At 60.1% G+C, this 26390-nt stretch carries 22 protein-coding genes; 14 read left to right on the top strand and 8 right to left on the bottom strand.

Going from position 1 to position 26390, the window contains the following annotated elements:
* Positions 1-3: 3 nt before the first annotated feature.
* Positions 4-1959, bottom strand: a complete 1956-nt coding sequence (gene betT / locus KGA83_RS15860; RefSeq protein ID WP_178086782.1) for a choline transporter BetT — start codon at positions 1957-1959, stop codon at positions 4-6.
* A 366-nt stretch (positions 1960-2325) separates the two neighbouring features.
* Complete coding sequence (epsC, locus tag KGA83_RS15855; RefSeq protein ID WP_108216117.1) at positions 2326-3252, bottom strand: serine O-acetyltransferase EpsC; 927 nt, start codon at positions 3250-3252, stop codon at positions 2326-2328.
* 190 nt (positions 3253-3442) lie between these two features.
* On the opposite strand from epsC, the gene KGA83_RS15850 reads away from it, so the two are divergent.
* From KGA83_RS15850 to KGA83_RS15790, 13 genes are all read left to right on the top strand, one after another.
* Positions 3443-4435, top strand: a complete 993-nt coding sequence (locus KGA83_RS15850) for a D-cysteine desulfhydrase (protein WP_108216116.1) — start codon at positions 3443-3445, stop codon at positions 4433-4435.
* A 296-nt stretch (positions 4436-4731) separates the two neighbouring features.
* Positions 4732-5532: a cystine ABC transporter substrate-binding protein gene (gene tcyJ / locus KGA83_RS15845; RefSeq protein WP_223530147.1), complete on the top strand. Its 801-nt coding sequence runs from the start codon at positions 4732-4734 to the stop codon at positions 5530-5532.
* Positions 5532-6197 carry a cystine ABC transporter permease gene (gene tcyL, locus KGA83_RS15840; protein WP_108216114.1) on the top strand — a complete coding sequence of 222 codons (666 nt, stop codon included), beginning with the start codon at positions 5532-5534 and terminating at the stop codon, positions 6195-6197. The genes tcyJ and tcyL overlap by 1 nt, the downstream gene beginning before the upstream one ends.
* Before the next feature lie 4 nt (positions 6198-6201).
* The gene (gene tcyN, locus KGA83_RS15835) at positions 6202-6957 is read left to right on the top strand and encodes an L-cystine ABC transporter ATP-binding protein TcyN (RefSeq protein ID WP_223530146.1); all 756 of its coding nucleotides are present in this window, start codon (positions 6202-6204) and stop codon (positions 6955-6957) included.
* Between the two features lie 483 nt (positions 6958-7440).
* The gene (locus tag KGA83_RS15830; protein ID WP_108216112.1) at positions 7441-8205 is read left to right on the top strand and encodes a hypothetical protein; all 765 of its coding nucleotides are present in this window, start codon (positions 7441-7443) and stop codon (positions 8203-8205) included.
* A 294-nt stretch (positions 8206-8499) separates the two neighbouring features.
* A complete protein-coding gene (locus tag KGA83_RS15825) occupies positions 8500-9732 on the top strand; it encodes an SfnB family sulfur acquisition oxidoreductase (protein WP_108216111.1) in 1233 nt (410 codons plus the stop codon).
* A gap of 38 nt (positions 9733-9770) precedes the next feature.
* On the top strand, positions 9771-10964 hold the full coding sequence (locus KGA83_RS15820; protein WP_223530145.1) for an SfnB family sulfur acquisition oxidoreductase: 1194 nt from the start codon (positions 9771-9773) through the stop codon (positions 10962-10964).
* Positions 10964-12322 carry an LLM class flavin-dependent oxidoreductase gene (locus KGA83_RS15815; protein WP_223530144.1) on the top strand — a complete coding sequence of 453 codons (1359 nt, stop codon included), beginning with the start codon at positions 10964-10966 and terminating at the stop codon, positions 12320-12322. Before KGA83_RS15820 ends, KGA83_RS15815 begins: the two co-directional genes overlap by 1 nt.
* A gap of 130 nt (positions 12323-12452) precedes the next feature.
* Positions 12453-13262, top strand: coding sequence for a MetQ/NlpA family ABC transporter substrate-binding protein (locus tag KGA83_RS15810; RefSeq protein WP_223530143.1), 810 nt, complete (start codon positions 12453-12455; stop codon positions 13260-13262).
* A gap of 2 nt (positions 13263-13264) precedes the next feature.
* A complete protein-coding gene (locus KGA83_RS15805) occupies positions 13265-14398 on the top strand; it encodes a methionine ABC transporter ATP-binding protein (protein WP_223530142.1) in 1134 nt (377 codons plus the stop codon).
* Complete coding sequence (locus KGA83_RS15800; protein WP_108216106.1) at positions 14388-15032, top strand: methionine ABC transporter permease; 645 nt, start codon at positions 14388-14390, stop codon at positions 15030-15032. Before KGA83_RS15805 ends, KGA83_RS15800 begins: the two co-directional genes overlap by 11 nt.
* Positions 15033-15503: 471 nt before the next feature.
* On the top strand, positions 15504-15860 hold the full coding sequence (locus KGA83_RS15795) for a DUF6124 family protein (protein WP_223530141.1): 357 nt from the start codon (positions 15504-15506) through the stop codon (positions 15858-15860).
* A 180-nt stretch (positions 15861-16040) separates the two neighbouring features.
* Entirely contained in the window at positions 16041-16670 is a 630-nt protein-coding gene (locus tag KGA83_RS15790) for a class I SAM-dependent methyltransferase (protein ID WP_223530139.1), read from the top strand.
* A gap of 97 nt (positions 16671-16767) precedes the next feature.
* Here KGA83_RS15790 and KGA83_RS15785 read toward each other — a convergent pair whose 3' ends face one another.
* The 3 genes from KGA83_RS15785 to KGA83_RS15775 are packed head-to-tail and all read right to left on the bottom strand — an operon-like array spanning position 16768 to position 21979.
* Positions 16768-19818 (bottom strand): efflux RND transporter permease subunit, encoded by a 3051-nt coding sequence (locus KGA83_RS15785; RefSeq protein ID WP_108216102.1) that lies wholly within the window; start codon positions 19816-19818, stop codon positions 16768-16770.
* Positions 19815-20879 carry an efflux RND transporter periplasmic adaptor subunit gene (locus KGA83_RS15780; protein ID WP_108216101.1) on the bottom strand — a complete coding sequence of 355 codons (1065 nt, stop codon included), beginning with the start codon at positions 20877-20879 and terminating at the stop codon, positions 19815-19817. Before KGA83_RS15780 ends, KGA83_RS15785 begins: the two co-directional genes overlap by 4 nt.
* Entirely contained in the window at positions 20876-21979 is a 1104-nt protein-coding gene (locus KGA83_RS15775) for an efflux RND transporter periplasmic adaptor subunit (protein ID WP_108216100.1), read from the bottom strand. Before KGA83_RS15775 ends, KGA83_RS15780 begins: the two co-directional genes overlap by 4 nt.
* Positions 21980-22155: 176 nt before the next feature.
* Here KGA83_RS15775 and KGA83_RS15770 point away from each other — a divergent pair, with 176 nt between their 5' ends.
* The gene (locus KGA83_RS15770; RefSeq protein ID WP_108216099.1) at positions 22156-23316 is read left to right on the top strand and encodes an AAA family ATPase; all 1161 of its coding nucleotides are present in this window, start codon (positions 22156-22158) and stop codon (positions 23314-23316) included.
* 314 nt (positions 23317-23630) lie between these two features.
* Here KGA83_RS15770 and KGA83_RS15765 read toward each other — a convergent pair whose 3' ends face one another.
* The 3 genes from KGA83_RS15765 to KGA83_RS15755 form a co-directional block, all read right to left on the bottom strand.
* Positions 23631-24413: a MetQ/NlpA family ABC transporter substrate-binding protein gene (locus tag KGA83_RS15765; protein WP_108216098.1), complete on the bottom strand. Its 783-nt coding sequence runs from the start codon at positions 24411-24413 to the stop codon at positions 23631-23633.
* A 238-nt stretch (positions 24414-24651) separates the two neighbouring features.
* Complete coding sequence (locus KGA83_RS15760; protein ID WP_108216097.1) at positions 24652-25581, bottom strand: sigma 54-interacting transcriptional regulator; 930 nt, start codon at positions 25579-25581, stop codon at positions 24652-24654.
* Between the two features lie 55 nt (positions 25582-25636).
* Positions 25637-26218 (bottom strand): alpha/beta hydrolase, encoded by a 582-nt coding sequence (locus tag KGA83_RS15755; RefSeq protein WP_108216096.1) that lies wholly within the window; start codon positions 26216-26218, stop codon positions 25637-25639.
* Positions 26219-26390: the final 172 nt, after the last annotated feature.

Here is a 26390-nt window from a genome sequence, read left to right as displayed (position 1 = left end):
TGATCAACGCACCAGATGCAGAAACTGCATGTGCCTTTCGTACTGGTCGAGGATATCGTTGATGATCTGCTCCTTGGTGTAGCCCACCAGGTCGTAATCCTGGCTGCCCTCGCTCAAATGCACTTCGGCCCGGTGGTAGCGGCGATTGTTGAGTTGCTTGGAACCCATGCCGCCACGGGCAAACGACGGCGTGAAGTAACCGCGCATCTGCACCTGATAAACGAACGAATGTTGATCGCCGTGGCCGATCTCCAGGCTGACGCTGTCAGTCGCCGGATCGGGATGCGTCACCACATGCAAGCCCTTCTCCCGGAACACGGCAGACACTTCTTCAATCGCCGGGCGCACCATCGTATCGAGAAAGCGATAAACCTCGTCCCGCGAAGGGAAATGCACCGCCTGACTCAAACGTTGCCTCCAGCCGCCCCGCCGTGATCCGGACACCGGTGCCAGTGAATGCATCTGCGCAATCTGCTTCTGCGATTCCAGATAAAACGCCTTGTGCAGCCCCCACATCATCAACAGCAGAATCAACGAGAACGGCAGCGAGGTCAGGACCACCGCCGACTTCAACGCATCGATGCTGCCCGAGAACAGCAATGCACTGGTCACCAGCGCAGTCATCGCGCCCCAGAACACTCGCAACCATTTCGGCCCGTCTTCATCGGGGTTGCCGCCCTTGGCGGACAGTGTCGACAGCACTACGGTGCCGGAGTCGGCGGAGGTGACAAAAAACACGAAGCTGATGAACACCGTGACCGCGATGACGGTTTTGCTCCACGGGTAGGTTTCCAGCAGCAGGTACAGCGTCATCGACGGATTATCGATGGCCGACATGCCGAGCGCGCTCATGCCGTGGTTGAGCACTTGGTCGATGGCGCTGTTACCGAAAATCGACATCCACGCCAGGGTGAAACCGAGCGGAATCAGCAGCACGCCGAAGACGAATTCACGGATCGTCCGGCCACGGGAAATCCGTGCGATGAACAGGCCCACAAACGGCGACCATGCGATCCACCAGGCCCAGTAGAACACCGTCCAGCCGCCCAGCCAGTCGCTGGGTTTGTCGTAGGCGTACAGGTCGAAACTCTTCATCGGCAAGGCGCCGAGATAGTCGCCGAGGTTCTGGATCAGCGTGTTGAGCAAGTGCTGCGTGGGGCCGGCGAACAACACAAACAGCAACAGCGCACAGGCCAGCAGCATGTTGATGTCGGACATGACCCGCACACCCTTGTCGACGCCGGATACGGCAACGATGATCGCTGCCCCCATCATCAAGGTGATCAGGCCGACCTGAATCCATTGGGTGTGGGCGATGCCAAACAGGTAGTCCAGGCCCGAGTTGAGGTGCAACACGCCGAAGCCCATGTCGGCGCCGAGGCCGAACACCGTGGCGATGATGCCAAAGCCGTCCACCGCGTAACCGATCGGGCCGTTGATGCGCTTGCCGATCAGCGGATACAGCGCCGAACGCAGGGCCAGTGGCAGGTTATGCCGGTAGGCAAAGTAAGCCAGCGCCATGCCGACAAAGGCGAACACGCCCCAGCCATGCAGGCCCCAGTGCAGAAACAGAATCTGCATCGCCTGGCGCGCCGCATCTGCCGTACCAGCCTCGCCTTGGGGCGGTTGCAGCATATGGGTCAGCGGCTCGGACACACAGAAGAAAAACAGAGTGATGCTGATCCCGGCGGCGAACAGCATGCCGGCCCAGGATAGATAGCTGAATTCGGGTTCGTCGTGGTCGGCACCGAGCTTGATCTTGCCGTAGCCGGACAAGGCGGTGACCACCACGAAGACCAGATACAGGGTCATCGCCAGCATGTAATACCAGCCGACTGTGTTGGCCGCCCAGTTTTGCGCCGCCAGCAACCAGGCACCGGCCTGCTCGGGCATGGCGATGACAACGACACCAAACAACAGAATGAAACTCGCCGAGAACCAGAACACCGGCGGATTCATGCGGATCAGACCGCTTGGAGGGATGGACGATGCACTCATGTACGGTGCACCTCGAGGGGGAAAAACGTGGCTGTAGAAATCGGACTCAGCAAAGGCAAGCCTCCTGTTGTGAGCGGGCAGCGAACCGCCGGTTTAACTTGAATGAACGTTCAAGTTAAACATAGATAGGGGGCTAAGGACTAATCGCAGGGCTCGGCGGTAGCTTTCGTACACTCGCTTAAGGAAGGGGATGAGGCGGGGATTGGGGGGATTCTGTAGGAGCTGCCGAAGGCTGCGATCTTTTGACTTTTGCGGCGCACTTGAAAAGATCGCAGCCTCGTTTCACTCGACAGCTCCTACGGCTCCTACAGTCAGCAGAAATCGAGATTACTTCTGCGCCCCATCATCATGCTGCAGATTCGCCTGGGTCAGGTTGCTCCCCGCCGGCACGCTGCGGGTCAGCCAGACGTTACCGCCAATGGTCGAGCCCTGACCGATGGTGATCCGCCCGAGAATCGTCGCCCCGGCATAAATCACCACGTCATCCTCGACAATCGGATGCCGTGGCTGGCCTTTCTGCAACTGACCATCTTCGTCCGCCGGGAAGCGCTTGGCGCCCAAAGTCACCGCCTGATAAATCCGCACGCGTTCGCCGATGATCGCGGTTTCGCCGATCACCACGCCGGTCCCGTGGTCGATGAAGAAACTGCGGCCGATCTGCGCGCCGGGGTGAATGTCGATGCCGGTGGCCGAGTGGGCGATTTCCGCACTGATCCGCGCCAGCAACGGCAGCCCGGCGCGGTACAAATGGTGGGCCAGGCGATGATGAATCACCGCCAGAATTCCCGGATAGCACAACAGCACTTCATCGACACTGCGCGCCGCCGGGTCACCGTGATAGGCAGCCAGTACGTCGGTGTCCAACAGGCTGCGCAACCCTGGCAGAGCGAGGGCGAAGTCCTGAATGATCTGGATGGTCCGGGCTTCGACTTCGGTATCGGCCTGGGCACTGTGGCGCGCGGCGTAGCGCAATTCGAGTCGCGCCTGGGCCAACAGCGCATTTAGCGCCACATCCAGCGTATGACCGACGTAGAAGTCTTCGCTTTCTTCGCGCAGGTCAACCGGCCCCAGGCGCATCGGGAACAGCGCCCCGCACAGGGCTTCGAGAATCTCTGCCATGGCCGCCCGGGAGGGCAGTTCGCGACCGCCCTGCTCGCCGCTGGCCCGGCCGTTTTGTGCACGCCACTGCTCACGTGCCGTGCGCAGCTGGCTGACGATGGTCTGCAATTGCCAATGGCTGGAACGCTCACTCACGGTAAAAACTCCTCACGGGCGGCCGGACAGTCTGGCCGCACTGACGGCGATTACTTTACGGCAAGGGTCGCGAGGCAAATTAAGAACCAATAGTGCTGTGCTCAGTTCGATTGGCTATAAGCGATTGATGGTTGCCCAGGCTTTGGGGCCTGCCTATAGTCCTGAAATCCTCCACGGCCAGTACGGACCCATGATCAAACAACAACTCGCCCGCTTTAACCGCCTCGACCTGCTCGGTCAACCCACCGCCCTGGAAAAACTCGAACGCCTGTCGACCTGGCTGGGCCGCGACGTGTACGTCAAGCGCGATGACCTGACGCCGCTGGCGATGGGCGGCAACAAGCTGCGCAAACTCGAGTACCTGGCCGCCGATGCCTTGGCCCAAGGTGCCGACACCTTGATCACCGCCGGCGCGTTGCAATCGAACCACGTGCGCCAGACCGCCGCCATTGCCGCCAAGTTGGGCCTGGGCTGCGTAGCCCTACTGGAAAATCCTCTGGGCACTGACGACAGCAATTACACCGGCAACGGCAACCGGCTGCTGCTCGACCTGTTCGATGCCAAGGTCGAACTGGTGGAAAACCTCGACAACGCCGATGAACAACTGCAAGCCCTGGCTGGCCGACTGCGCAGCAACGGCAAGAAGCCGTACCTGGTACCGATCGGTGGCTCCAATGCCTTGGGCGCCCTGGGTTACGTGCGCGCCGGGCTGGAACTGGCCGAGCAGATCAAGGACACCGGCCTGAAGTTCGCCGCCGTGGTCCTGGCCTCGGGCAGCGCCGGCACTCACAGCGGCCTGGCACTGGCCTTGAGTGAAGTACTGCCGGATCTCCCAGTGATCGGCGTGACGGTTTCGCGCAGCGATGAAGATCAGCGGCCAAAGGTTCAAGGCCTGGCCGAACGCACTGCCGAGCTGCTGGGCGTGAACCTGCCGGACGCTTTCAAAGTCGAGTTGTGGGATGAGTATTTCGCCCCGCGTTATGGCGAGCCGAATGCCGGAACACTGGCGGCGGTGAAGCTGCTGGCGGGTCAGGAAGGCTTGCTGCTGGACCCGGTCTACACCGGCAAGGCCATGGCGGGCTTGCTGGACGGGATCGGGCGTCAGCGTTTCGACGAAGGCCCGATTATCTTCCTGCACACCGGTGGGGCGCCGGCGTTGTTTGCCTACAAAAATTTTCTGTAGGTAATTCAGAAGATCAAAAGATCGCAGCCTGCGGCAGCTCCTACAGGGATCGCCATGTACCTGTAGGAGCTGCCGCAGGCTGCGATCTTTTCCTTTGGCACCACATATTCAATTAATGAATAATAAATAGAATATTTATTATTTTCTTATCTAACTGTGTCGTCTTATAGTCACGCCGCAGGCGAATTTGTAACGAGACGCATACGCTGCTTTAGTGCAGGATATTGCAGTCTTCAAAATCCCGAATTTGCCAACTTTCCTAAAGCGTCTTCCATAAGAAAACACAGGGGCTTGTCATGAATTTTTCCGCACTACGTCGCAATCTGCTGGTGGGCTCGCTGGGCCTGGCACTGGGCGCCGGCCTGATTGGCCAAGCGGTTGCCGGTGAGCAACTGCAACAAATCAAGGACAAAGGCGTGATCAACGTCGGCCTGGAAGGCACCTACCCACCGTTCAGTTTCGTCGACGCCGACGGCAAACTGGCCGGCTTCGAAGTCGAGTTCTCCGAAGCCCTGGCCAAAGAGCTGGGTGTGAAAGTCAAACTGCAACCAACCAAATGGGAAGGCATCCTCGCCGCCCTGGAATCCAAGCGTCTGGACGCAGTGATCAACCAGGTGACCATCACCGAAGAACGCAAGAAGAAGTATGACTTCTCCGAGCCCTACACCGTTTCCGGGATTCAGGCACTGGTGCTGACGAAGAAGGCCGCCGAGCTGAACATCAAGTCCGCCGCCGACCTGTCTGGCAAGAAAGTCGGCGTAGGCCTGGGCACCAACTACGAAGAGTGGGTCAAAGCCAATGTGCCGACCGCTGACATCCGCACCTACGAAGATGATCCGACCAAGTTCCAGGACCTGCGTGTCGGCCGTATCGACGCCATTCTGATCGACCGCCTGGCCGCGCTGGAATATGCCAAGAAGGCCAAGGACACCACCGCCGCCGGTGATGCGTTCTCCCGTCAGGAAGCCGGCATTGCCCTGCGCAAAGGCGAGCCTGAACTGCTGGCCGCAGTGAACAAGGCCATCGATAAGCTGCGTGCCGACGGTACGCTGAAAAAGCTGTCGGAAAAATACTTCAGCGCTGACGTCACTCAATAATGGGAGACGCTTTCCAACTCGCACTGGACTCCGTGCCCTTTCTGCTCAAGGGCGCGTACTACACGGTGATCCTCAGCCTGGGCGGGATGTTCTTCGGCCTGGTGATGGGGTTCGGCCTGGCGCTGATGCGCCTGTCGCGCTTCAAACTGGTGAGCTGGATCGCCCGCATGTACGTGTCGTTCTTTCGCGGCACGCCGTTGCTGGTGCAACTGTTCGTGATCTATTACGGCTTGCCGCAATTGGGTCTGGAACTCGATCCGCTGCCGGCGGCCCTGATCGGCTTCTCGCTGAACATGGCCGCCTACGCCTGTGAAATCCTGCGTGCCGCGATCAGCTCCATCGAGCGCGGCCAGTGGGAAGCGGCTGCCAGTATCGGCATGACCCGTGCGCAGACCCTGCGCCGGGCCATCCTGCCGCAGGCGATGCGCACCGCATTGCCGCCGCTGGGCAACAGCTTCATTTCGCTGGTCAAGGACACCGCACTGGCAGCCACCATCCAGGTGCCGGAACTGTTCCGCCAGGCGCAGCTGATCACCGCCCGTACCTTCGAAATCTTCACCATGTATCTTGCCGCCGCACTGATCTACTGGGTTTTGGCTACGGTGCTGTCGCACCTGCAGAACCAGTTGGAAGCGCGGGTCAATCGGCACGACCAGGAGTCCTGACCCGATGATTGTCGTGGAAAAACTGACAAAGCAGTTCAAGGGTCAAGTCGTGCTCAACGGCATCGATCTTGAGGTCAAGGAAGGCGAGGTGGTTGCGATCATCGGCCCAAGCGGTTCGGGCAAGACCACCTTCCTGCGCTGCCTGAATTTTCTGGAAGAACCCACCAGCGGCCGGATCAAGGTCGGCGATATCGAAGTCGATACCAGCCGTCCCCTGAACCAGCAGCAGAGCCTGGTGCGGCGTTTGCGCCAGCACGTAGGTTTCGTGTTCCAGAACTTCAACCTGTTCCCCCATCGCACGGCTCTGGAAAACGTCATCGAAGGCCCGATCGTGGTCAAGAAGACCCCGCACGCCGACGCCGTGGCCCTGGGTAAAAAACTGTTGGCCAAGGTCGGCCTGGCAGGCAAGGAGGACGCTTACCCGCGTCGCCTCTCCGGTGGTCAGCAACAGCGCGTGGCGATTGCCCGGGCGCTGGCGATGGAGCCGGAAGTGATCCTGTTCGATGAACCGACCTCGGCCCTCGACCCGGAGCTGGTGGGTGAGGTATTGGCGACCATCCGCGGCCTGGCCGAAGAGAAGCGCACCATGGTGATCGTCACCCACGAAATGGGCTTTGCCCGGGACGTGGCCAACCGTGTGGTGTTTTTCGACAAGGGTGTGATCGTCGAGCAAGGCGAAGCGAAGGCGTTGTTTGCCAACCCGAAAGAAGAGCGGACAAAACAGTTCCTGAGCAAGTTCCTTAATAACGTTCACAACTAATAACCCTGCGCAACAACGGTAAACTTCCATGGATGGAAGTGACCGTCCCCTCGAAATACACCTCATCAATACCAAACTAAACTCATCTATTGAACATGCAAATCCTGTACGCGCGCACGGTACAAATACATGCATCACAACAATTAAACAGTGCCAAATCGATCAGATCCTCTATCGCAGGTCCGAGCCGATGGTTTTCACCAACCTGCCCATATCCCCCCGATTTCAGCAGACAAATTCGACGCACAGACATGGTTTAATTACTTGGGGTCGTAGGAACTTTCTGAATAACATCACACTTCACTCATTACTAACAAAACTTATTGACACCTGATCTTCCTGACTCTTATCTAGTCTCCACCCAGCGACACTCATCACGCCTAACTCATTATTTCAACTCGAAGTAATGAATGGTTTTTTGTTCGATTTTCAGTTTTTGCTATTCCAGAAACGGACTTCGTTGCAAGACTTCAAGGAGACTTCATGAACAGCACCTCAAACAAATCCGGGCTTGCGGCCCCGACCCTGGCGCAATCCAACAAGACCGGTATCAACGTCACTTGCGCGGCGCACCTGCTGATCGATGTGGCACCCTACCCCGCCATGGACGCAGGTGACCTGATCGAACTGTTCTGGGACAACTGCTACGTGGCCTCCCGCGTGCTGACGGCCTGCGATGTCGGCCAACCGGTGCAGCTGCGGGTGCCTGAAAGTTTTGTCGCCAACGGTACTTCGCGCATTCACTACCGGGTCATGCAAGTTGGCCGGGGCCCGGCGGTATCGGCCAGCCGCAACGTGCAGATCAAACTCGACTGCCCCGGCGGCCAACCCTCCGCACTGTGCGGCGATGAAAACCAGTGCCTGGCACCGGTGGGCATTCCCGAGGCGATTCGCCGTCAGGGGGTCAATCCGAGTCAGGTCAAACGCGGTGTTCCCTTGACCATCGAGCCATACCTGAACATGGCCGTCGACGACGAAATCACCCTGCGCTGGGGCGACTTGCGCATGGATCTGCCACGGCTCAAGTCCGCTGATGTGGGCCAGCCGATCCAGGTCTGGATACCGCCGGCCATCATCCTCGAAGCCGGTGAAGACCTGCGGCTGGAAGTGACGTACTGCATTCTCGACCGGGTGGGCAACAACTCTCGCTGGGCGCCGGCTCGCACGCTGAAGATCGGTTGTGCCAGTCCTTATCTGAAAGTCCTCCCGAAAAAAGTGCTCAAGGCTGCCGAATCCCGCAAGCAATGAGTCCTGGCTTGAAATCAAAGGATCGCAGCCTGCGGCAGCTCCTACGCGCATCGTCGTCAACCTGTAGGAGCTGCCGCAGGCTGCGATCTTTTGACCTTCTATGCATATTCCTAAAAGTTAGTTCATAAAATATTTATACACGTTTAGGGTATATACACCGGACCACCGGACATCCTTGTTTTCATGCGCGGCCACAAGCGGCGCTTCCATAAGATGTGAGGTAGGTATGGTCCGGAACACAATCACCCCAGTGCAGATCGCCAGGGCATTGCGTGCAGCCAAGGAGCGGCACTGATGTCCAGTCTGGCAGATGCAATCGTCCAGAGTGACCTGGACATCGCCCCCCCGTTGTTGCCCGCAAAAGTCTTGAGCAACGATGCTCAAGCCATCAGAGCGGCCCACGAACTGGCGCAAGTCGCCCGTCTGCAAGCAGCCAAACGTGACCGGCAGCGCAAGCTCCCATGGTCTGAAATCGAACAGTTCACCCGCAGCGGCCTGGGCAGCATTTCCATCCCCCGCGAGTACGGTGGCCCGCAAGTTTCGTTCGTCACCCTGGCCGAGGTTTTCGCGATCATTTCCGCGGCAGACCCGGCGCTTGGGCAGATCCCGCAAAACCAGTTCGGCATTCTCAACCTGGTGCTCGGCAGTGCCACCGAAGCACAGAAAAGACAACTGTTCAAAAGCGTCCTGGATGGCTGGCGCATCGGCAATGCCGGGCCGGAACGCGGCACCAAAAACACCCTGGAGCTGAAGGCGCGCATTACCGCTGACGGCGTCCTCAATGGCCAGAAGTTCTATTCCACCGGTGCACTGTTCGCCCACTGGGTCGCGGTCAAAGCGTTGAACGACGATGGCAAACAAGTGTTGGCGTTCGTCCGGCGCGGCACACCGGGATTGCGCATCGTCGATGACTGGTCCGGCTTTGGTCAGCGCACCACCGCCAGCGGCACGATTTTGCTCAACAACGTGCAGGCCGATCCTGAGTTGGTGGTGGATAACTGGCGGATCAACGACACGCCGAACATCCAGGGTGCCGTCTCGCAACTGATTCAAGCGGCCATCGACGCCGGTATCGCCCGAGGCGCCATCGACGACGCCATCGACTTCGTGAAAACCCGCGCCCGACCATGGATCGACGCCAAGGTCGAGCGGGCCAGCGATGACCTTTACGTGATCGCCGATATCGGCAGGTTGAAAATCGAACTGCACGCCGCCGAAGCGCTGCTGCGCAAGGCCGGGCAAGTGCTCGATGACGTCAGCGCCGCACCCTTCACCGCCGAGTCCGCCGCCCGCGCCTCGATCGCCGTGGCCGAAGCCAAAGTGCTGACCACCGAGATTTCGTTGCTGGCCAGCGAAAAGCTGCTCGAGCTGGCCGGCAGCCGCGCCACCCTCGCCGAATTCAACCTCGACCGCCACTGGCGCAACGCCCGGGTGCACACCCTGCACGATCCGGTGCGGTGGAAGTATCACGCGGTCGGCGCCTATCGCCTCAACGGCACGCTGCCGAATCGCCATTCCTGGATCTGACGACCAGAACACTTTTTACCAGAGCTCTGGAGAAACACATGACAAGTTCTCACCACGTCGCGGTCATCACCAGCGATGAACAAGCCCTGATCGTCGCCAGCGACCTTGCCGAAGACTTCAAGCGCGACAGCGCCGCACGCGACCGCGAACGCCGCTTGCCACACCCGGAACTGGAAGTGTTTTCCCGCTCGGGCCTGTGGGGCATCAGCGTGCCGAAGGAATACGGCGGCGCCGGTGTTTCCAACGTCACCCTGGCCAAGGTCATCGCCTTGATCGCCCGGGCCGACGGCTCCCTGGGGCAGATCCCGCAGAACCATTTCTATGCCCTCGAAGTACTGCGGGTGAACGGTAGCCACGAGCAGAAAAAACGCCTGTACGCCGAAGTCTTGGCCGGCCAGCGCTTCGGCAATGCGTTGGCCGAACTGGGCACCAAAACCGCACACGATCGCATCACCAGCCTGACTCGCGACGCCAGCGGCTATCGCATCGATGGCCGCAAGTTCTACGCCACCGGCGCGATCTACGCCCAGCGCATTCCCACTTCGGTGGTGGATGAAAACGGCGTGCAGCAACTGGCGTTCGTCCCGCGCAACAGCAAGGGCCTGAGCGTGATCGACGACTGGAGCGGCTTCGGCCAGCGCACCACCGGCAGCGGTTCGGTGGTGTTCGAAGATGTCTACGTCGCTGCCGAAGATGTCATCCCCTTTCAAAGCGCTTTCGAGCGTCCGACCCCGGTCGGCCCGCTGGCGCAGATTCTCCATGCTGCCATCGACACCGGCATCGCCCGCGCCGCGTATGAAGATGCGCTGCACTTCGTGCGCAGCAAAACCCGGCCGTGGATCGACGCCACCCACGAAAAAGCCACGGACGATCCACTGACCCTCAAGAGCTTCGGCCACCTGAGCATTCGCCTGCACGCCGCCGAGGCGCTGCTGGAGCGTGCCGGTGAATACCTCGACCAGGCCCAGGCCGACACCCATGCCGAGACCGTCGCGGCCGCGTCGATTGCCGTCGCCGAAGCCCGCGCCCTCAGCACCGAAATCTCCCTGGCCGCCGGCAGCACGCTGTTCGAACTGGCCGGCAGCCAGGCGACCTTGATCGAATACGGCCACGACCGCCACTGGCGCAACGCCCGGGTGCACACGCTGCACGACCCGGTGCGCTGGAAGTACCACGCCGTCGGCAATTACTACCTCAACGATGAAAACCCGCCATTGCGGGGGACCATTTGATGACCGCCGCGAAAAAGAAAATCCTGCTCAACGCGTTCAACATGAACTGCATCGGGCACATCAACCACGGTTTGTGGACGCACCCGCGCGACACATCAACCCGCTACAACACCCTCGAATACTGGACCGAACTGGCGCAGTTGCTGGAGCGCGGGCTATTCGACGGCCTGTTCATCGCCGACATCGTCGGGGTCTACGACGTCTACCAGAACTCGGTGGCCGTGCCGTTGAAAGAGTCGATCCAGTTGCCGGTCAACGATCCGCTGCTGCTGGTTTCAGCGATGGCGGCGGTGACGAAAAACCTCGGTTTCGGCCTGACCGCCAACCTCACCTACGAAGCGCCGTACCTGTTCGCCCGCCGCCTGTCGACGCTGGATCACCTGAGCCGCGGGCGTGTCGGCTGGAACATCGTCACCGGCTATCTCGATAGCGCCGCCAAGGCCATGGGCCTGAGCGAACAGGTCGAGCATGACCGCCGCTATGACCAGGCCGACGAATACCTGGAGGTGCTCTACAAACTCCTGGAAGGCAGTTGGGAAAACGGTGCGGTGCTCAACGACCCACGGCAACGGATCTATGCGCAGCCGGACAAAGTGCACAAGGTCGAGCACAAGGGCGAGTTCTATCAGGTCGAGGGTTATCACCTGTGCGAACCCTCGCCGCAGCGCACGCCGGTACTGTTCCAGGCGGGCAGCTCGGATCGCGGTTTGCTGTTCGCCGGGCGACATGCCGAGTGCGTATTCATCAGCGGCCAGACCAAGGCATCGACCAAGGCCCAGGTGGACAAGGTACGCGCCGCGGCCGCCTCCGCCGGGCGCAATCCAGAGGACATCAAGGTGTTCATGGGCCTGAACGTGATCGTTGACGCCACCGAAGAACTGGCCTGGGCCAAGCACGCCGAGTACCTGAGCTACGCCAGCGCAGAGGCCGGTGTTGCGCACTTCTCGGCGTCCACCGGGATCGATTTTTCTCAGTATGAAATCGACGAGCCGATCCAGTACGTGAAGAGCAACGCGATCCAGTCCGCCACCCAACACCTGCAAAACAACGACTGGACCCGACGCAAACTGCTGGAGCAACACGCCCTCGGCGGTCGCTACATCACCGTAGTCGGCTCACCGCAGCAAGTGGCTGATGAGCTGGAATCCTGGATCGCCGAAACCGGGCTGGATGGCTTCAACCTGACCCGCATCGTCACGCCGGAAAGCTATGAGGATTTCATTGAGCTGGTGATTCCCGAGTTGCAACGGCGGGGCTCGTACAAGACCGCTTATGACAATGGCACCTTGCGTGAAAAGCTGTTTCAGCGGGAGGCGCATTTGCCTGAGCAACATACCGGCTCGGCTTACCGCCGCTAAAAAGCTTCGCGAGCAGGCTCGCTCCCACAGGGGTTTTGTGAACACCCAAGATCCACTGTGGGAGCGAGCCTGCTCGCGAAGAGGCCCGACCAAGCACCACAAATTCTATGCACTGACTGGATAACTCATCATGAAAAAGCACTACCTCTCCCACCCAGTCAAAGCACTGGCCCTGACCCTCGGCCTGTTCAGCTCGGTGACTTTCGCCGCCGACGCGCCACTGAAAATCGGCACCACCGCCGCCTTCGCCATTCCCCTTGAAGCCGCTGTCGAAGAAGCCGGCAAACAAGGCCTGAAAGTCGAGCTAGTGGAGTTCAGCGACTGGATCGCGCCGAACGTCAGTCTCGCCGCCGGCGACATCGACGTGAATTACTTCCAGCACATCCCGTTCCTGGAAAACGCCAAGGCCGCCTCGGGTTTCGATCTGGTGCCATTCGCGCCGGGGATCATCAACAACGTCGGTCTCTACTCGAAGAAATACAAAAGTTTCGACGAACTGCCGCAAGGCGCCAGCGTGGCCATCGCCAACGATCCGATCAACAGCGGTCGTGGCTTGCAGCTGCTGGCCAAGGCCGGCCTGATCACCCTCAAGCCCGGCGTCGGCTACAAGGCCACCGAAGAAGACATCATCGCCAACCCGAAGCACATCAAGATCCTCCAGGTCGAAGCCGTGCAACTGGTACGCGCCTATGACGACGCCGATCTGGTGCAGGGCTACCCCGCCTACATTCGCTTGTCGAAAACCTTCGATGCCGGCTCCGCGCTGCTGTTCGACGGCCTCGATCACAAGGAGTACGTGATTCAGTTCGTGATCCAGCCCAAGAGCAAAACCGACCCGCGCCTGATCAGGTTCGTCGACATCTACCAGCATTCGCCGGCAGTGCGCGCCGCGCTGGATAAGGCTCACGGCAAGCTCTATCAAGCCGGTTGGGAAAGCTGAACATGACCGCCGCCATCCAACGGCGACTGGAGATTCCAGAGCCGCGCCTTTTATCAGAGCATGCTGAACAAACCGAGCTGCATCCCGAGCTCAATCGCGCTCATGTGCGCTTCATCAATCTGGGTAAAACCTACAACGGCCAGCAAGGCCCGGTGGCTGCGTTGCACGGCATCGACCTGGCAATCCAGCGTGGCGAAGTGTTCGGCATCATCGGCCGCAGCGGCGCCGGCAAGTCGTCGCTGATCCGCACCATCAACCGCCTGGAACAACCGAGCAGCGGTCGGGTGCTGATCGATCAGGTGGACATCGGCGGGTTCGACGAAGACCGCCTGGTGGCGCTGCGTCGGCGCATCGGCATGATCTTCCAGCACTTCAACCTGATGTCGGCAAAGACCGTTTGGCAGAACGTCGAGCTGCCGCTGAAAGTCGCCGGTGTTCCCAAGGAACAACGCGAACAGAAGGTACGCGAACTGCTGGAACTGGTCGGCTTGCAGGCCAAACACAAGGCTTACCCGGCGCAATTGTCCGGCGGGCAGAAACAGCGCGTGGGCATCGCCCGGGCGCTGGTGCATGACCCGGAAATTCTGCTGTGTGATGAGGCCACCTCGGCGCTGGACCCGGAGACCACGCAATCGATCCTCGGCCTGCTGCGCGAGATCAATCAGCGTCTGGGCCTGACCATTGTGCTGATCACCCACGAGATGGCGGTGATCCGTGAGATCTGTGATCGGGTCGTGGTGCTGGAACACGGGCGCATCGTCGAGCAGGGACCGGTCTGGGAAGTGTTCGGCAATCCGCAGCATGAGGTCAGCAAGACGTTGCTCGCGCCATTGCAACATGCATTGCCCAAAGAGCTGCAAAGCCGTTTGCAGCCGCAACCAAATTCCTCGGACGCCGCCGTAGTCCTGCGCTTGCAGTTCACCGGCAGCCAACGTGACGAACCGGACCTGGCCGCGCTGTTCAGCGCCCTCGGTGGCCGCGTGCGGCTGTTGCAGGGTGGCGTGGAACGGATTCAGGGGCATGCCCTCGGGCAACTGCTGCTGGCGGTGACAGACTCACCCCTCGCTGCCGAAGAGTTGCGTCAGCGCGCCAGCCCATGGGCGCAACAGGTGGAGGTATTGGGCTATGTGGTTTGATCGCTTGCTGCAGGGTTTCATCGACACGTTCTTGATGGTCGGCGTGTCGTCATTGATCGCGCTGTTGGCGGGCATTCCGCTGGCGGTCATTCTCGTCACCAGCTCCAGGGGCGGCATCTACGAAGCGCCAGCGTTGAACCGTGCTTTGGGCGCATTCGTGAATTTATTCCGCTCAGTCCCTTTTTTGATTCTGATGGTGGCGCTGATTCCGTTCACCCGATTGATCGTCGGTACCACCTATGGCGTATGGGCGGCCGTGGTGCCGCTGACCATTGCCGCCACGCCGTTCTTTGCGCGTATTGCCGAGGTCAGTCTGCGCGAGGTCGACCACGGTTTGATCGAAGCGGCACAAGCCATGGGCTGCCGACGCTGGCACATCGTCTGGCACGTTTTGCTGCCGGAAGCGCTGCCCGGGATTGTCGGGGGGTTCACCATTACCCTGGTGACGATGATCAACTCATCAGCCATGGCCGGGGCGATTGGTGCGGGCGGGTTGGGGGACATTGCGTATCGATATGGGTATCAGCGGTTCGACAGCCAGATCATGCTGACGGTGATTGTGCTGCTGGTGGCGTTGGTGGCGGTGATTCAGTTGGGTGGGGACCGGTTGGCACGGGGGTTGAACAAGCGCTAGCCCTGTAGGAGCGAGCCTGCTCGCGATGGAGGTCAACGATAACGCGGGAAACCAGATTCCCAGTGGCGCCCTCAGGTTTTTCGCGAGCAAGCTCGCTCCTACACGAGTGGCGATCTTGATGATATTTCGTACAGGAAAATCAGCGGTTTTGCAGGCCTGTTCCCTTTCTTTTGCAGGACGTTTCCTAGATCATTTTGCTCGCTTGCGCCTGCCGAATTCGGTGGCTAGTCTCGGTCCGTCACTGCTCATCAGTGATCGGGTTTAGTCGCCCGGATCCGCGCCGGGCGCACAGCGTCACCTTTTGTCAGGTGTTTTTTATTGCCTGAATTTTATGGTGGCTGTGCGCAGGGCACCCTCGTGGTGCGCCGGTTTTGCCTGGCGGCCGGTCGACTAACCTGTGTGCAGCCGCCACCCCCTATTCGTTTAGTCGCGAAATCGGTTGGCTCCAACTAATAGTCAGGAGTTTTACCAATGAAGAAACCCGTTCCCGATCCACCTCCCGAAAATCCCTCCACCGAAACCGGCACTGAAGACCCTCTCAGGGATCGATCAGCGCTTTACCGAGCCATCGATTTTTATCTCACCGGCAAGCAACCCACACCAACCGATGAAATGCGCTTCTACAACGTCAGCAAGGACGTGAGCTTTGAAGACACCCAGCTCTATGTCGCCGACCTGCTGCGCTGCGCTTCGGTCACCGCGTATCAGTGTGGCGATCAACTCGAGGGCGCCGACCGGGCGATGGTGTACTCGATCTGGCATTTGCTGGAGATTGCCAAGGCGATGGTGGATCACTCCATTGAGTGTTTGGGGATGAAAAAGGATTGAGTCATTTGCTGTCTGTGCCACCGTCATCGCGGGCAGGCTCGCTCCTACAGTTGATCCTCGCCGCTCATTAAATTTGTGCACGGCACGATGTAGGAGCGAGCCTGCTCGCGATGGGCTGCGCAGCAGCCCCCGGCTCCATGGCGTATATTCGGTAAATCCAAATTGCCTGCGCAGCCGACCATGAAGCAAACACCCGACGACCTCGAACAGATCACCACCACGACCCTCGGCCATTACAACGCGGTCGCCGAGGACTTTCGTGAAGGCACGCGCGATCACGACGTCAGCCAGAACATCGATGCCCTGCTGCGGCATATTCAGGGTGAGGCGCCTTTCGACATTCTCGACTTCGGCTGTGGACCGGGACGTGATCTGCAAACCTTCACCCGCATGGGCCACAAGGCGATCGGCCTGGACGGTTCGGAAAAACTCGCGCAGATGGCCCGTGAGGACAGCGGGTGCGAGGTGTGGCAGCAGGATTTCCTGAAGCTTGATCTGCCGGCCGAGCGTTTCGACGGGATATTTGCCAATGCGGTGCTGTTTCATGTTCCTCGTCAGGAATTGCCTCGGGTGTTGAAGCAACTGCGCGCGGCGCTGAAACCGGGTGGGGTGTTGTTCAGTTCCAATCCCCGTGGCGAGAATCAGGAAGGCTGGAACGGGGCGCGTTATGGGTCGTATCACGACCTGGCGGCCTGGCAGCAATTGTTGATCGAGGCGGGGTTTGTGGAGCTGGAGCATTACTACCGGCCGGCCGGGCTGCCGCGGGAGCAGCAGCCCTGGTTGGCGAGTGTCTGGCGTAAAGCTGTGTAGCCCATTCGGACGCCATCGCGAGCAGGCTCGCTCCTACAGTTGATCGCGGTCAACCTGTAGGAGCGAGCCTGCTCGCGATGAGCGCGAAGCGCTCGCCTTACCGCACCTCCTTCTTCGGCTCGCGAATCTTGTACCAGGCCACATACAGCGCCGGCAAAAACAGCAGCGTCAGCAAGGTGGCGATGACGATCCCGCCGATCATTGCGTAGGCCATCGGCCCCCAGAACACTTCCCGGGCAATCGGGATCATCCCCATGCTCGCTGCCGCCGCGGTCAACAGGATCGGCCGACGTCGATGCTCGGTGGCCTGCACCACCGCATCCCACGGCGCGTAGCCCTTCAGCTCGTATTCCTCGATCTGGGTCACTAGGATCACCGAGTTACGGATGATGATACCGATCAGCGCCAGAATCCCGAGGATCGCCACGAAGCCCATGGGCGTGCCCGTCGGCACCAGCGCGATCACCACGCCGATCAGCCCCAGCGGCGCGACGCTGGCCACCAGGAACAGCTTCTGCACGCTGTGCAACTGGATCATCAGGAAGGTCGCCATCAAGAACAGCATCAGCGGCACGACCTTGGCAATCGGTCCCTGGGCCTTGCCGCTTTCCTCCACCGTACCACCGGTGGCGACCTTGTAGCCCGCGGGTAATTTGGCTGCGAAAGCATCGATGGATGGCTTGAGGATTTTCACCAGGTCGGTCGGCTGGATCTCGTCGCGTATTGCCGCCTTGATGGTGATGGTCGGCAAGCGATCCCTACGCCATACCAACGGCTGCTCCAGTTCGTAACGCACCGTGGCAAATGCCAGCAGTGGAATCGACGTGCCGCCAGGCGTGACGATCTGCAGGTTCTGCAGGGTTTCCGGCGTACCGCGCTCGGAATCCACCGCGCGACCGACCACGTTGATCAGGTAAATGTCGTCATCGACCTGGGTCACCGTCTGGCCGCTGACGATGCCATTCATCAGGTTGGCCACATCCTCGGAAGACAACCCCAACTGCCGCGCCTTGTCCTGGGCGATGTCGATGCGCAGGACTTTGCCCGGCTCGTTCCAGTCGTAGATGATCTCGCCAACGTGCGGGTTCTTGTCCAGCTCGGTGGCCAGGTCGATGGCATGCCGACGCACCTGATCGACGTCTTTGCCGCTGACCCGGTACTGGATCGGACGCCCTACCGGCGGGCCCATTTCCAGTGCCTGGACATAACTGCCGATGCCGACGAAGTCATTGCGCAAACGCTCACGAAGCTTCTGCATCATGGCCTCGCGGGTATGGCCTTTGCTGACGATCACCAACTGTGCGTAGAACGGGTTTTGCAGTTGCTGGTCCAGTGGCAGGTAGAAGCGGATGGCACCCTGACCGACGTAGGTGCTCCAGCGCACGATGTCCGGGTCGTCCTTGAGCGTAGCTTCGAGACGATCGACCGCCCGACGGGTTTCGTCGAGCGAGGCGTTTTGCGGAAGGTTCAGGTCCACCAGGATTTCCGGACGATCCGAAGACGGGAAGAACTGATTCTGCACAAAACGCATGCTGAACACCGCCAGTACAAAGCACAGCACGGTGATGCCAATGGCCCACCAGCGATTGCGCATGCACCACAGCAGCCCGCCGTTGAACGCCTTGCCGATGCGCCCGGGTTCGCCTTCGTGGGGTTTCACGTTGGTGCTGAGGATGTGCACGCCGATCACCGGCGCAAACAGCACCGCCACCACCCACGACACCAGCATCGCACAGGCAATCACCGCAAACAGGGTGTAGGTGTATTCACCGGCAGAACTGGCGTTCAAGCCGATCGGCACGAAGCCCGCCACGGTCACCAGCGTTCCGGTGAGCATCGGGAACGCCGTGGAGGTGTAGGCGAAGGTCGCCGCCTGCTCCTTGGTCTCGCCCAATTCCAGACGGGTGACCATCATTTCCACGGTGATCATCGCATCGTCCACCAGCAGGCCGAGGGCGATGATCAGTGCCCCGAGGGAAATCCGCTGCATGGTGATGCCGCTGTACTCCATGAACACGAACACCATCGCCAGCACCAACGGGATCGAGCACGCCACCACCAGCCCGGCGCGCACACCGAGGCTGACGAAGCTGACCAGCAGCACGATCACCACCGCTTCAAACAACGCGCTGGTAAAGCCGCCGACGGCTTCTTCCACCACTACGGCCTGGTCGGAGACGTTGTAGATGCCGACACCGACCGGCAGGTCGGCGGTCAACTCGTCGATACGGGTGTGCAAAGCCTTGCCGAATGCCTGGACGTTGCCACCCTTCTGCATGGCGATCGCCAGGCCGATGGCCTGCTTGCCGTTGTAGCGGAATTCCGGCGAGGCCGGATCGACGTAGCCACGGCTGATTTCGGCAATGTCGGCCAGACGATAGTAGCGGTCGTTGAGCTTGAGGTTGACCTCGGCCAGGTCTTTCTCCGAAGCGAACTTCCCTGAGGTCCGCACCGATATCCGCTCCGGCCCGGCCTCGATGACACCCGCCGGGGTCACGGCGTTCTGGGTTTGCAGGCTCTGCACCACCTGACGCTCATCAATGCCCAGCGCTGCGAGTTTGCGTGTGGAGAAGTTCAGGTACAGCACTTCGTCCTGCTGGCCGACCATTTCGATCTTGCCCAACCCCGGCACACCGCGAATTTCCATGCGCGCCTGTTCCACGTAGTCGCGCAACTGACGCAGCGTCAGGCCGTCGGCGGTGAAGGCGTAGATCGAGCCGAAGACGTCACCGAACTCATCGTTGAACGACGGCCCCTGTATGCCTTGCGGGAACTGGTATTTGATGTCGTTGATCTTCTTGCGCACCTGGTACCAGATTTCCGGAATGTCCTTGGCACTGGTGGTGTCGCGCAGGTACACGTACACCGTCGATTCACCGGGGCGCGTGTAGCTTTTCACGTAGTCGAGGGAGTCGAGCTCTTCGAGCTTTTTCTCGATCCGGTCAGTGATCTGCTTGAGGGTTTCCTCCTGGGTCGCCCCCGGCCATTTGCTCTGGATCACCATGGTTTTGATGGTGAACGAAGGGTCTTCTTCGCGTCCCAGGTTGAAGTACGAGAACACACCCATCAGCAACGCAACGAACATCAGATACCAGATGAACGACTGATGCTTGAGAGCCCATTCCGAGAGGTTGAAAGGCCCTTTCATTGACTGTCCTCGTCGATTTTCACTTGTTGCCCCGGCTTGAGACTGTTCACACCGGCACTGACCACTCGCTCGCCGTTCTTCACGCCGTCGGCCAGCACCACAGTGCTGTCGGTGCGGCTGATCACGGTGACGTCACGGGGGGAGACGGTTTTACTCTGTGCATCGATCACCCAGATGCGTGGCTTGCCATCGACCTCCTGCAGCGCGGTGACAGGCAACTCGATGCGCGGCTTGATCGCCGAGCTCAGGGTGACGCTGATGGCCGTACCCAAGCGAAAGCCTGGTGGCGTTTCGGCCAGGGTCAGGCGGGCGCGACGGGTGCGTGTGGCGCTTTGGGCCTGAGGTTCGATTTCACGGATGATGGCGGTGGTGTTGATGCTCGGATCGAGTTGCGCCGCGACCAGGAACACCACATCGCTGGGCAGTTGATCGACCAGGGTATCGGGCAGGTCGATCACCGCTTCCTTGATGTCCGGTTGCGCCAGGGTCACCACTTGCTGACCGGCCGTGACCACTTGCCCGGCCTCGGCGCTCCACGCGGTGACTACGGCTTTATGGTCGGCGCGCAGCTCGGTGTAGCCCAGTTGGTCCTTGCTCTGGTTGACGGCTGCCCGGGCCTGATCGAGGGAGGCCTGGGTGGTTTTCAGGTCCGTGTTGGCCTCGTCGAGCTGCGCTTGCGCGCCGACCCCGCGGTCAAACAAGGCTTGCTGACGCTGGGCAGTGGCCTTGGCGTTGATCAGTTGCGCCTGGATTTTCGCCAGATCGCCCTGGGCCGAGCGCAATTGGTTCTGCTGATCCGAAGGATCAAGGGTGGCGAGTAATGTGCCCTTCTCGACCTCGGCGCCGACATCGACGTTACGACTGGCGATTCGCCCGCCCACGCGGAACCCGGTATTGCTTTCATAGCGTGCCTGGATACTGCCGGCGAAGCGACCCAGGTCCTCTTCGCTCAAGGCCTGGACCTTGATCGACAGCACCGGCCGTACTGGCGCCGGCGGCGGTTCGTTTTTGGAACAGGCGCTCAGCACCAGCCCGATGGACAACGCCCATAAAGGCTTCATGGCTTTGCTCCCCACGTGAGGTCCTTGTAAGTGTTTTCGGCAATCTCGACTTCCATGTCCGGGTGCAACAGTTGCCCGCCCGCGATGATGACTTTGTCCCCGTCCTTCAACCCGTCGCTGATGATGACCTTGCCCGTCAGGTAGCGGCTGACCGTCACCGAATGCAATTGCGCCTTGCCCTTGTCGTCTACAATCCAGACAGCAGGATTGCTGATGTTTTTGGTCAGCGCCGACCACGGCAACTCGATGACCGGTTTGCCCGATCCCCTGGCAGTGGCACTCACCACCGAACCCAACTGCATGCCGTCGGGCAGTTTGTCGAGGCCGACCTTGACCTGTACGGTTCCGGATTGCGCCGACACCGACGGGGTGATTTCGCGTACGGTGCCGGTGGTTTTGATCGCAGGGTTGTCGAGCAAGCTGAGGACAATGGTGTGATCTCGCGGCTTCTCGGCCAGCAGCGATTCATAGACATTGAACACCGCATCGCGGTCGCCGTCCCGGGCCAGGCTGAAGATCGGCATCGTCGCCTGCACCACCTGGCCGACTTCCGCCTGACGCTCGGTAATGATCCCCGGCGCATCGGCAATCAGCGCCGTATAGCTCAACTGATCCCGGGCATTGGCCAGCTGCGCCTGGGCTGCACTCAGAGCGCTCTGGCTGCTGTGCAAGGCGGCCTCAGCAGAGTCGTATTCGCTCTGGCTGGTGTAGCCCTTGGGCAAGAGTTTTTGCTGACGTACGAACGCCTGCGCGCTCTGTTTCACCCGCGCCTGTTCGGCGACCACTTGTGCCTGGGCCGAGTCGACATTGGTCTGCAGATCCTTGGGATCGAGCCGGGCGAGCACTTGCTTGGCGGTCACACGATCACCGACGTCAACCGAGCGCTGGATGATCTTGCCACCGACGCGGAAAGACAGCTCCGTCTGTACCCGCGCCTGGATATCACCGGTGAGGGTGACCGAGGCCGCGTAATCCGCTGGCTTGACGACTTGTACGAACACCCGTGGCAGGTATTCCTGCACGGGTTTTTTCTCCTCGCAAGCCGTTAGCAGGGTGACGACACTCAAGGCCATGACTACTTTCAATCCCGGAACCGCCATGCAAACTCCTTGGCCTTTTTTATGGACAACTCGACAGAGAGCTTAGAACAGGATTTCAACCACGCACGCTCCCTTTATGAAGAAACAATTCATAACGTTTTCCCCCAAAAACACGTGTCATAGACGCCTGCACGTACCTGAAAATGAGCCCGCTCGATCTCGCCTCAGGAATCCATATGCTCAAGACCCTCGCGGTGGCCAATTACCGCTCGATCAACAAATTGGTGATCCCGCTGGGCCGGCTGAATCTGATCACCGGCCCTAATGGCAGCGGTAAATCCAACCTTTACCGTGCGCTGCGCCTGCTGGCGGAAACCGCTCAGGGCGGCGTGGTCAATGCGTTGGCCCGTGAAGGCGGGCTGAATTCGACCTTCTGGGCGGGCCCGGAAACCATCACCCGGCGTATGCAAAACGGTGAAGTGCCGATTGAAGCCAGCGTTCGACGGGGCGTCAAACGCCTGCGCCTGGGATTCGCCGGTGACGATTTCAGCTACTCGATTGCCCTCGGGCTGCCCGAGCAGAGCCAGTCAACGTTCTCCCTCGACCCGGAGATCAAAAAGGAATGCATCTGGTCCGGACCGTTCTACCGCCCCGCCAGCCTGCTGGTGGATCGCGACGGACCGATGATCCGCGCCCGCGTCGGTCGCGGTTGGGAAGTGTTGGCCCAGCACACGCCGATTTTCGACAGCCTGTTCGACCAGGTCGGCAGTTTTCGCACCTCGCCGGAAGTCTTGCAGATGCGCGAGTTCATCCGCCGCTGGCGCTTTTACGATCACTTTCGCAGCGACGCCGACGCCCCGGTGCGCCAGCCGCAACTGGGCACCCGCACGCCGGTGCTGCACCCCGACGGACGCGACTTGGCGGCGGCCTTGCAAACGATCATCGAAATCGGCGATCCCGAGGCATTGCGAGCCGCGATCAGCGACGCGTTTCCCGGCGCCAGGCTGGCCATCGAACCGCTGTCGGGCGGGCGCTTCGCCATCGAGTTTCATCAGGAGGGGTTGTTGCGGCCGTTGTCGGCGGCGGAGTTGTCGGACGGGACGTTGCGCTATTTGCTGCTGGTCGCCGCACTGCTGACACCACGGCCGCCGACACTGATGGTGTTGAACGAGCCGGAAACCAGCCTGCATCCGGATCTGCTGCCGGCGCTGGCGCGCTTGATCATCCGCGCCTGCGGGCAGTGCCAGGTGTGGGTGGTGTCCCATGCCCGGCGCTTGATTTCGGCATTGCAGCAAGACCCCGACTGCAACTGCATCGTGCTGGAAAAAAATCTTGGCCAGACCGCAATTGTCGGCCAGCGCATGCTGGATGAACCGGCATGGTATTGGCCAGATTGAACGGCGCTTGATTTGCCGGGACGATGGAGGACGTCTATTTTCCCTTGCGCCGTAGGAAGGATCTTTTTTTCGAAACACAGCTCCAGGGACGCACCCATTTTGGCCAGACTTGCGGCCAAACCTCACAAGGACGAGAACATGACAGACGCACCAACGCCGCAACGGCTGGATCCGCAGGACATTCTGAAATTATTGATGGCGTTGCGCAGGGCGTTGAAGGCCAGGCCGGCCTGAGCAATCCATCGCCCATAAAAAAACGCCGACGCTAAATCAGCCGTCGGCGTTTGAAACCTTAAAGGGGTTCGCTTCGCGAATCAGAACGCCGGCAGTACCGCGCCGCTGTACTTCTTCTCGATGAATGCTTTCACTTGCGGGCTGGTCAGGGCCTTGGCCAGTTTCTGGATGGCAACGCTGTCCTTGTTGTCCGGACGGGCCACCAGGTAGTTCACGTAAGGCGAATCAGCACCTTCAATGATCAGCGCGTCTTTCGCCGGGTTCAGGCCCGCTTCCAGTGCGTAGTTGGTGTTGATCATGTCCAGGTCGACCTGATCCAGCACACGCGGCAACATGGCCGACTCAAGCTCCTTGAACTTGAAGTTGTGCGGGTTCTTGGCGATGTCTTTCGGCGTCGACACGGCGTTATTCGGGTCTTTCAACTCGATCAGGCCAGCCTTCTGCAGCAGGATCAGGGCTCGGCCGCTATTGCTGCCTTCGTTCGGGATGGCGATGGTCGCGCCATCTTTGAGCTCAGCCAGGGTTTTGACTTTCTTCGAGTAGCCGCCGAAAGGTTCAACGTGCACGCCAATCACGGTTTCCAGGTGAGTGCCTTTACCTTCGTTGAAGCTCTTCAGGTACGGCAGGGTCTGGAAGTAGTTGGCGTCCAGACGCTTCTGGTCGACCTGCACGTTCGGCTGAACATAGTCGGTGAAGACTTTGATTTCCAGGTCCACGCCTTCTTTGGCCAGGGTTGGCTTGATCAGCTCGAGAATCTCGGCGTGTGGGACCGGGGTCGCGGCAACCACCAGTTTCTCGCCAGCCTGGGCCAGGCCCGCGGTCAGGGCAGCCGCCAGTGCGGTGAACAACAGAACCTTTTTCATGCAGTGTCCTTATCGAAAATCACAGTCGCTTGTGGCGACGGCTTGAATATGAGGGTGCCAGTGAAGTGCTATCGCTGGCGTGAAGCGGACAATACCGGGATTTTTTATTCCCGAACAATAACCTTTATTCACTTTCATATTCCATTTTGTTCACGTAGGAGCTGCCGCAGGCTGCGATCTTTTGATTTTGATAGCATTGAGGCCGCCGAGATCAAAAGATTGCAGCCTGCGGCAGCTCCTACAAAAGCCCGGTCGTAAGCAGCAATTGCTTCAGTGCCTGACGCTCCTCAGGCGTACCGCTGGAAAAGACACGCTTTATTTGCTGCTCAATTTGCCCCAAAGAAACCAACGCCTCGGGCAAATTCAAATGCTCCGGCAAAATCTCGTCGCCGGTGCTCACCAGCAGCGCAAAGTGAATGACGTTCTCCAGCTCCCGGGTATTGCCCGGCCAACTGTGGCGTTCCAGCACAAGCTGCGCCGCTTCGCTGATCAGCGGCACTGGCAGGTCCAGGCGTTGGCTGTAGATGCCGAGGAAGTACTCCGCCAGCGAGAGGATATCCCCCACCCTCTCACGCAACGCCGGCAGTTCGAGCGGGCCTTCGCTGAGGTAGTGATAGAGCCGTTCATGGAATTTTCCGGCGGCAACCGCCTGGGCCAGATCGATGCTGGTGGCCGCCACCAGTCGCACATCCACCGGGCTCGGCTGCTGGGCACCGACGCGGGTGACTTCGTGGTTTTCCAGCGCGGCGAGCAATTTGATCTGGATCGGCAGCGGCAGGTCGCCGATTTCGTCCAGATACAACGTCCCGCCGTTGGCCGAACCGAACCACCCGGCACGACTGCTCGCCGAACCGCTGTAACTGCCCGCCGCATAGCCAAATAACTCGGCGTCGGCGTAGGTCGGGCTGATGGCGCCGCAGTTGACCGACACGAACAACCCGCCGCGATCACTGGCGCGATGGATATGCCGCGCCAGCAATTCCTTGCCGGTGCCGGTTTCGCCACGGATCAGCACTGACACTGAACGCGCCGCCAGTTGCTCCAGGTCTTCACGCAATTGCCGCGAACGCGGATCGACAAACACCAGTGCCTTGGCGCGGATGCTCAGGGGACTTTTTTCGGCATCGGGAAAGGTCAGCAGCGGCTGACCGAAGGTTTCAAAGCTCATGGCAGACTCCCGCCCAAAACCGCCGGGAGACGGGGGCGTTAAATAAGGAAAGTGTTCAAGCGCGGCGCAGGGCGTGGTGTTCCATGCGGTTTTGCAGGCGATAGAGATAGGCAAAACCCTGCTCCCAACGCTGGTGACCGGACTTCACATTGATATGTCCCGCCCCCGCCAGAATCCCCGCCTCGGCGCCCCAATGGCGCGCCAGTTCCAGGGCACGCGGTGCGCTGACGGCGCTGTCGTTGTCGGAGCTGACGACCTGGCTGGGGAATGGCAGCAGGTCCGTCGGAATCGGCGCGAAGTTACGCAAGGCCGGCGCGCAGGCCGGGCGCTCGACATCCGCCGGCGCGACGAGCAAGGCACCGCGCACTTGACGCAAAAACTGCACGGGGGCGCTCGCGGCCCAATGGGCGACGGTGATGCAACCCAGGCTGTGGGCGATCAGGATGACCGGCGTGCTGTCGGCAGCAATCGCCTCGGCCAGCGCCGCGACCCAGTCTTCGCGACGTGGCGTCAGCCAGTCGGCCTGCTCCACCCGCGCACTGTTCGGCAGGCTGTTCTGCCAGTGGCTTTGCCAATGATCTTCCGGCGATCCTTGCCAGCCCGGCACAATCAGGTAGCGAATTGATTCGTTGCGCATGGGGAGCTCTCCTGCTGCGTGTCTGTTCCCGGTCGATTATAGGGACGCGAGATATATTCGCTAAGGAATAAGAAGCTATTTATTAAGATCCATATCGAATATTAAACAACCCCCCTGTAGGAGCTGCCGAAGGCTGCGATCTTTTGATTTTTAAAAACAAGATCAAAAGATC

Origin of the sequence: Pseudomonas sp. GL-R-19, from assembly GCF_019956375.1 — a bacterium.
GTDB lineage: Bacteria > Pseudomonadota > Gammaproteobacteria > Pseudomonadales > Pseudomonadaceae > Aquipseudomonas.
This window is presented reverse-complemented; position numbering and strand designations above follow the sequence as displayed.

What these genes read in the sequence shown, in the direction of transcription:
- betT (WP_178086782.1), bottom strand. Translation starts at nt 1,959, where the DNA reads ATGAATCCGCCGGTGTTCTGGTTCTCGGCGAGTTTCATTCTGTTGTTT.
- KGA83_RS15850 (WP_108216116.1), top strand. Translation starts at nt 3,443, where the DNA reads ATGATCAAACAACAACTCGCCCGCTTTAACCGCCTCGACCTGCTCGGT.
- tcyJ (WP_223530147.1), top strand. Translation starts at nt 4,732, where the DNA reads ATGAATTTTTCCGCACTACGTCGCAATCTGCTGGTGGGCTCGCTGGGC.
- tcyL (WP_108216114.1), top strand. Translation starts at nt 5,532, where the DNA reads ATGGGAGACGCTTTCCAACTCGCACTGGACTCCGTGCCCTTTCTGCTC.
- tcyN (WP_223530146.1), top strand. Translation starts at nt 6,202, where the DNA reads ATGATTGTCGTGGAAAAACTGACAAAGCAGTTCAAGGGTCAAGTCGTG.
- KGA83_RS15830 (WP_108216112.1), top strand. Translation starts at nt 7,441, where the DNA reads ATGAACAGCACCTCAAACAAATCCGGGCTTGCGGCCCCGACCCTGGCG.
- KGA83_RS15825 (WP_108216111.1), top strand. Translation starts at nt 8,500, where the DNA reads ATGTCCAGTCTGGCAGATGCAATCGTCCAGAGTGACCTGGACATCGCC.
- KGA83_RS15820 (WP_223530145.1), top strand. Translation starts at nt 9,771, where the DNA reads ATGACAAGTTCTCACCACGTCGCGGTCATCACCAGCGATGAACAAGCC.
- KGA83_RS15815 (WP_223530144.1), top strand. Translation starts at nt 10,964, where the DNA reads ATGACCGCCGCGAAAAAGAAAATCCTGCTCAACGCGTTCAACATGAAC.
- KGA83_RS15810 (WP_223530143.1), top strand. Translation starts at nt 12,453, where the DNA reads ATGAAAAAGCACTACCTCTCCCACCCAGTCAAAGCACTGGCCCTGACC.
- KGA83_RS15805 (WP_223530142.1), top strand. Translation starts at nt 13,265, where the DNA reads ATGACCGCCGCCATCCAACGGCGACTGGAGATTCCAGAGCCGCGCCTT.
- KGA83_RS15800 (WP_108216106.1), top strand. Translation starts at nt 14,388, where the DNA reads ATGTGGTTTGATCGCTTGCTGCAGGGTTTCATCGACACGTTCTTGATG.
- KGA83_RS15795 (WP_223530141.1), top strand. Translation starts at nt 15,504, where the DNA reads ATGAAGAAACCCGTTCCCGATCCACCTCCCGAAAATCCCTCCACCGAA.
- KGA83_RS15790 (WP_223530139.1), top strand. Translation starts at nt 16,041, where the DNA reads ATGAAGCAAACACCCGACGACCTCGAACAGATCACCACCACGACCCTC.
- KGA83_RS15785 (WP_108216102.1), bottom strand. Translation starts at nt 19,818, where the DNA reads ATGAAAGGGCCTTTCAACCTCTCGGAATGGGCTCTCAAGCATCAGTCG.
- KGA83_RS15780 (WP_108216101.1), bottom strand. Translation starts at nt 20,879, where the DNA reads ATGAAGCCTTTATGGGCGTTGTCCATCGGGCTGGTGCTGAGCGCCTGT.
- KGA83_RS15775 (WP_108216100.1), bottom strand. Translation starts at nt 21,979, where the DNA reads ATGGCGGTTCCGGGATTGAAAGTAGTCATGGCCTTGAGTGTCGTCACC.
- KGA83_RS15770 (WP_108216099.1), top strand. Translation starts at nt 22,156, where the DNA reads ATGCTCAAGACCCTCGCGGTGGCCAATTACCGCTCGATCAACAAATTG.
- KGA83_RS15765 (WP_108216098.1), bottom strand. Translation starts at nt 24,413, where the DNA reads ATGAAAAAGGTTCTGTTGTTCACCGCACTGGCGGCTGCCCTGACCGCG.
- KGA83_RS15760 (WP_108216097.1), bottom strand. Translation starts at nt 25,581, where the DNA reads ATGAGCTTTGAAACCTTCGGTCAGCCGCTGCTGACCTTTCCCGATGCC.
- KGA83_RS15755 (WP_108216096.1), bottom strand. Translation starts at nt 26,218, where the DNA reads ATGCGCAACGAATCAATTCGCTACCTGATTGTGCCGGGCTGGCAAGGA.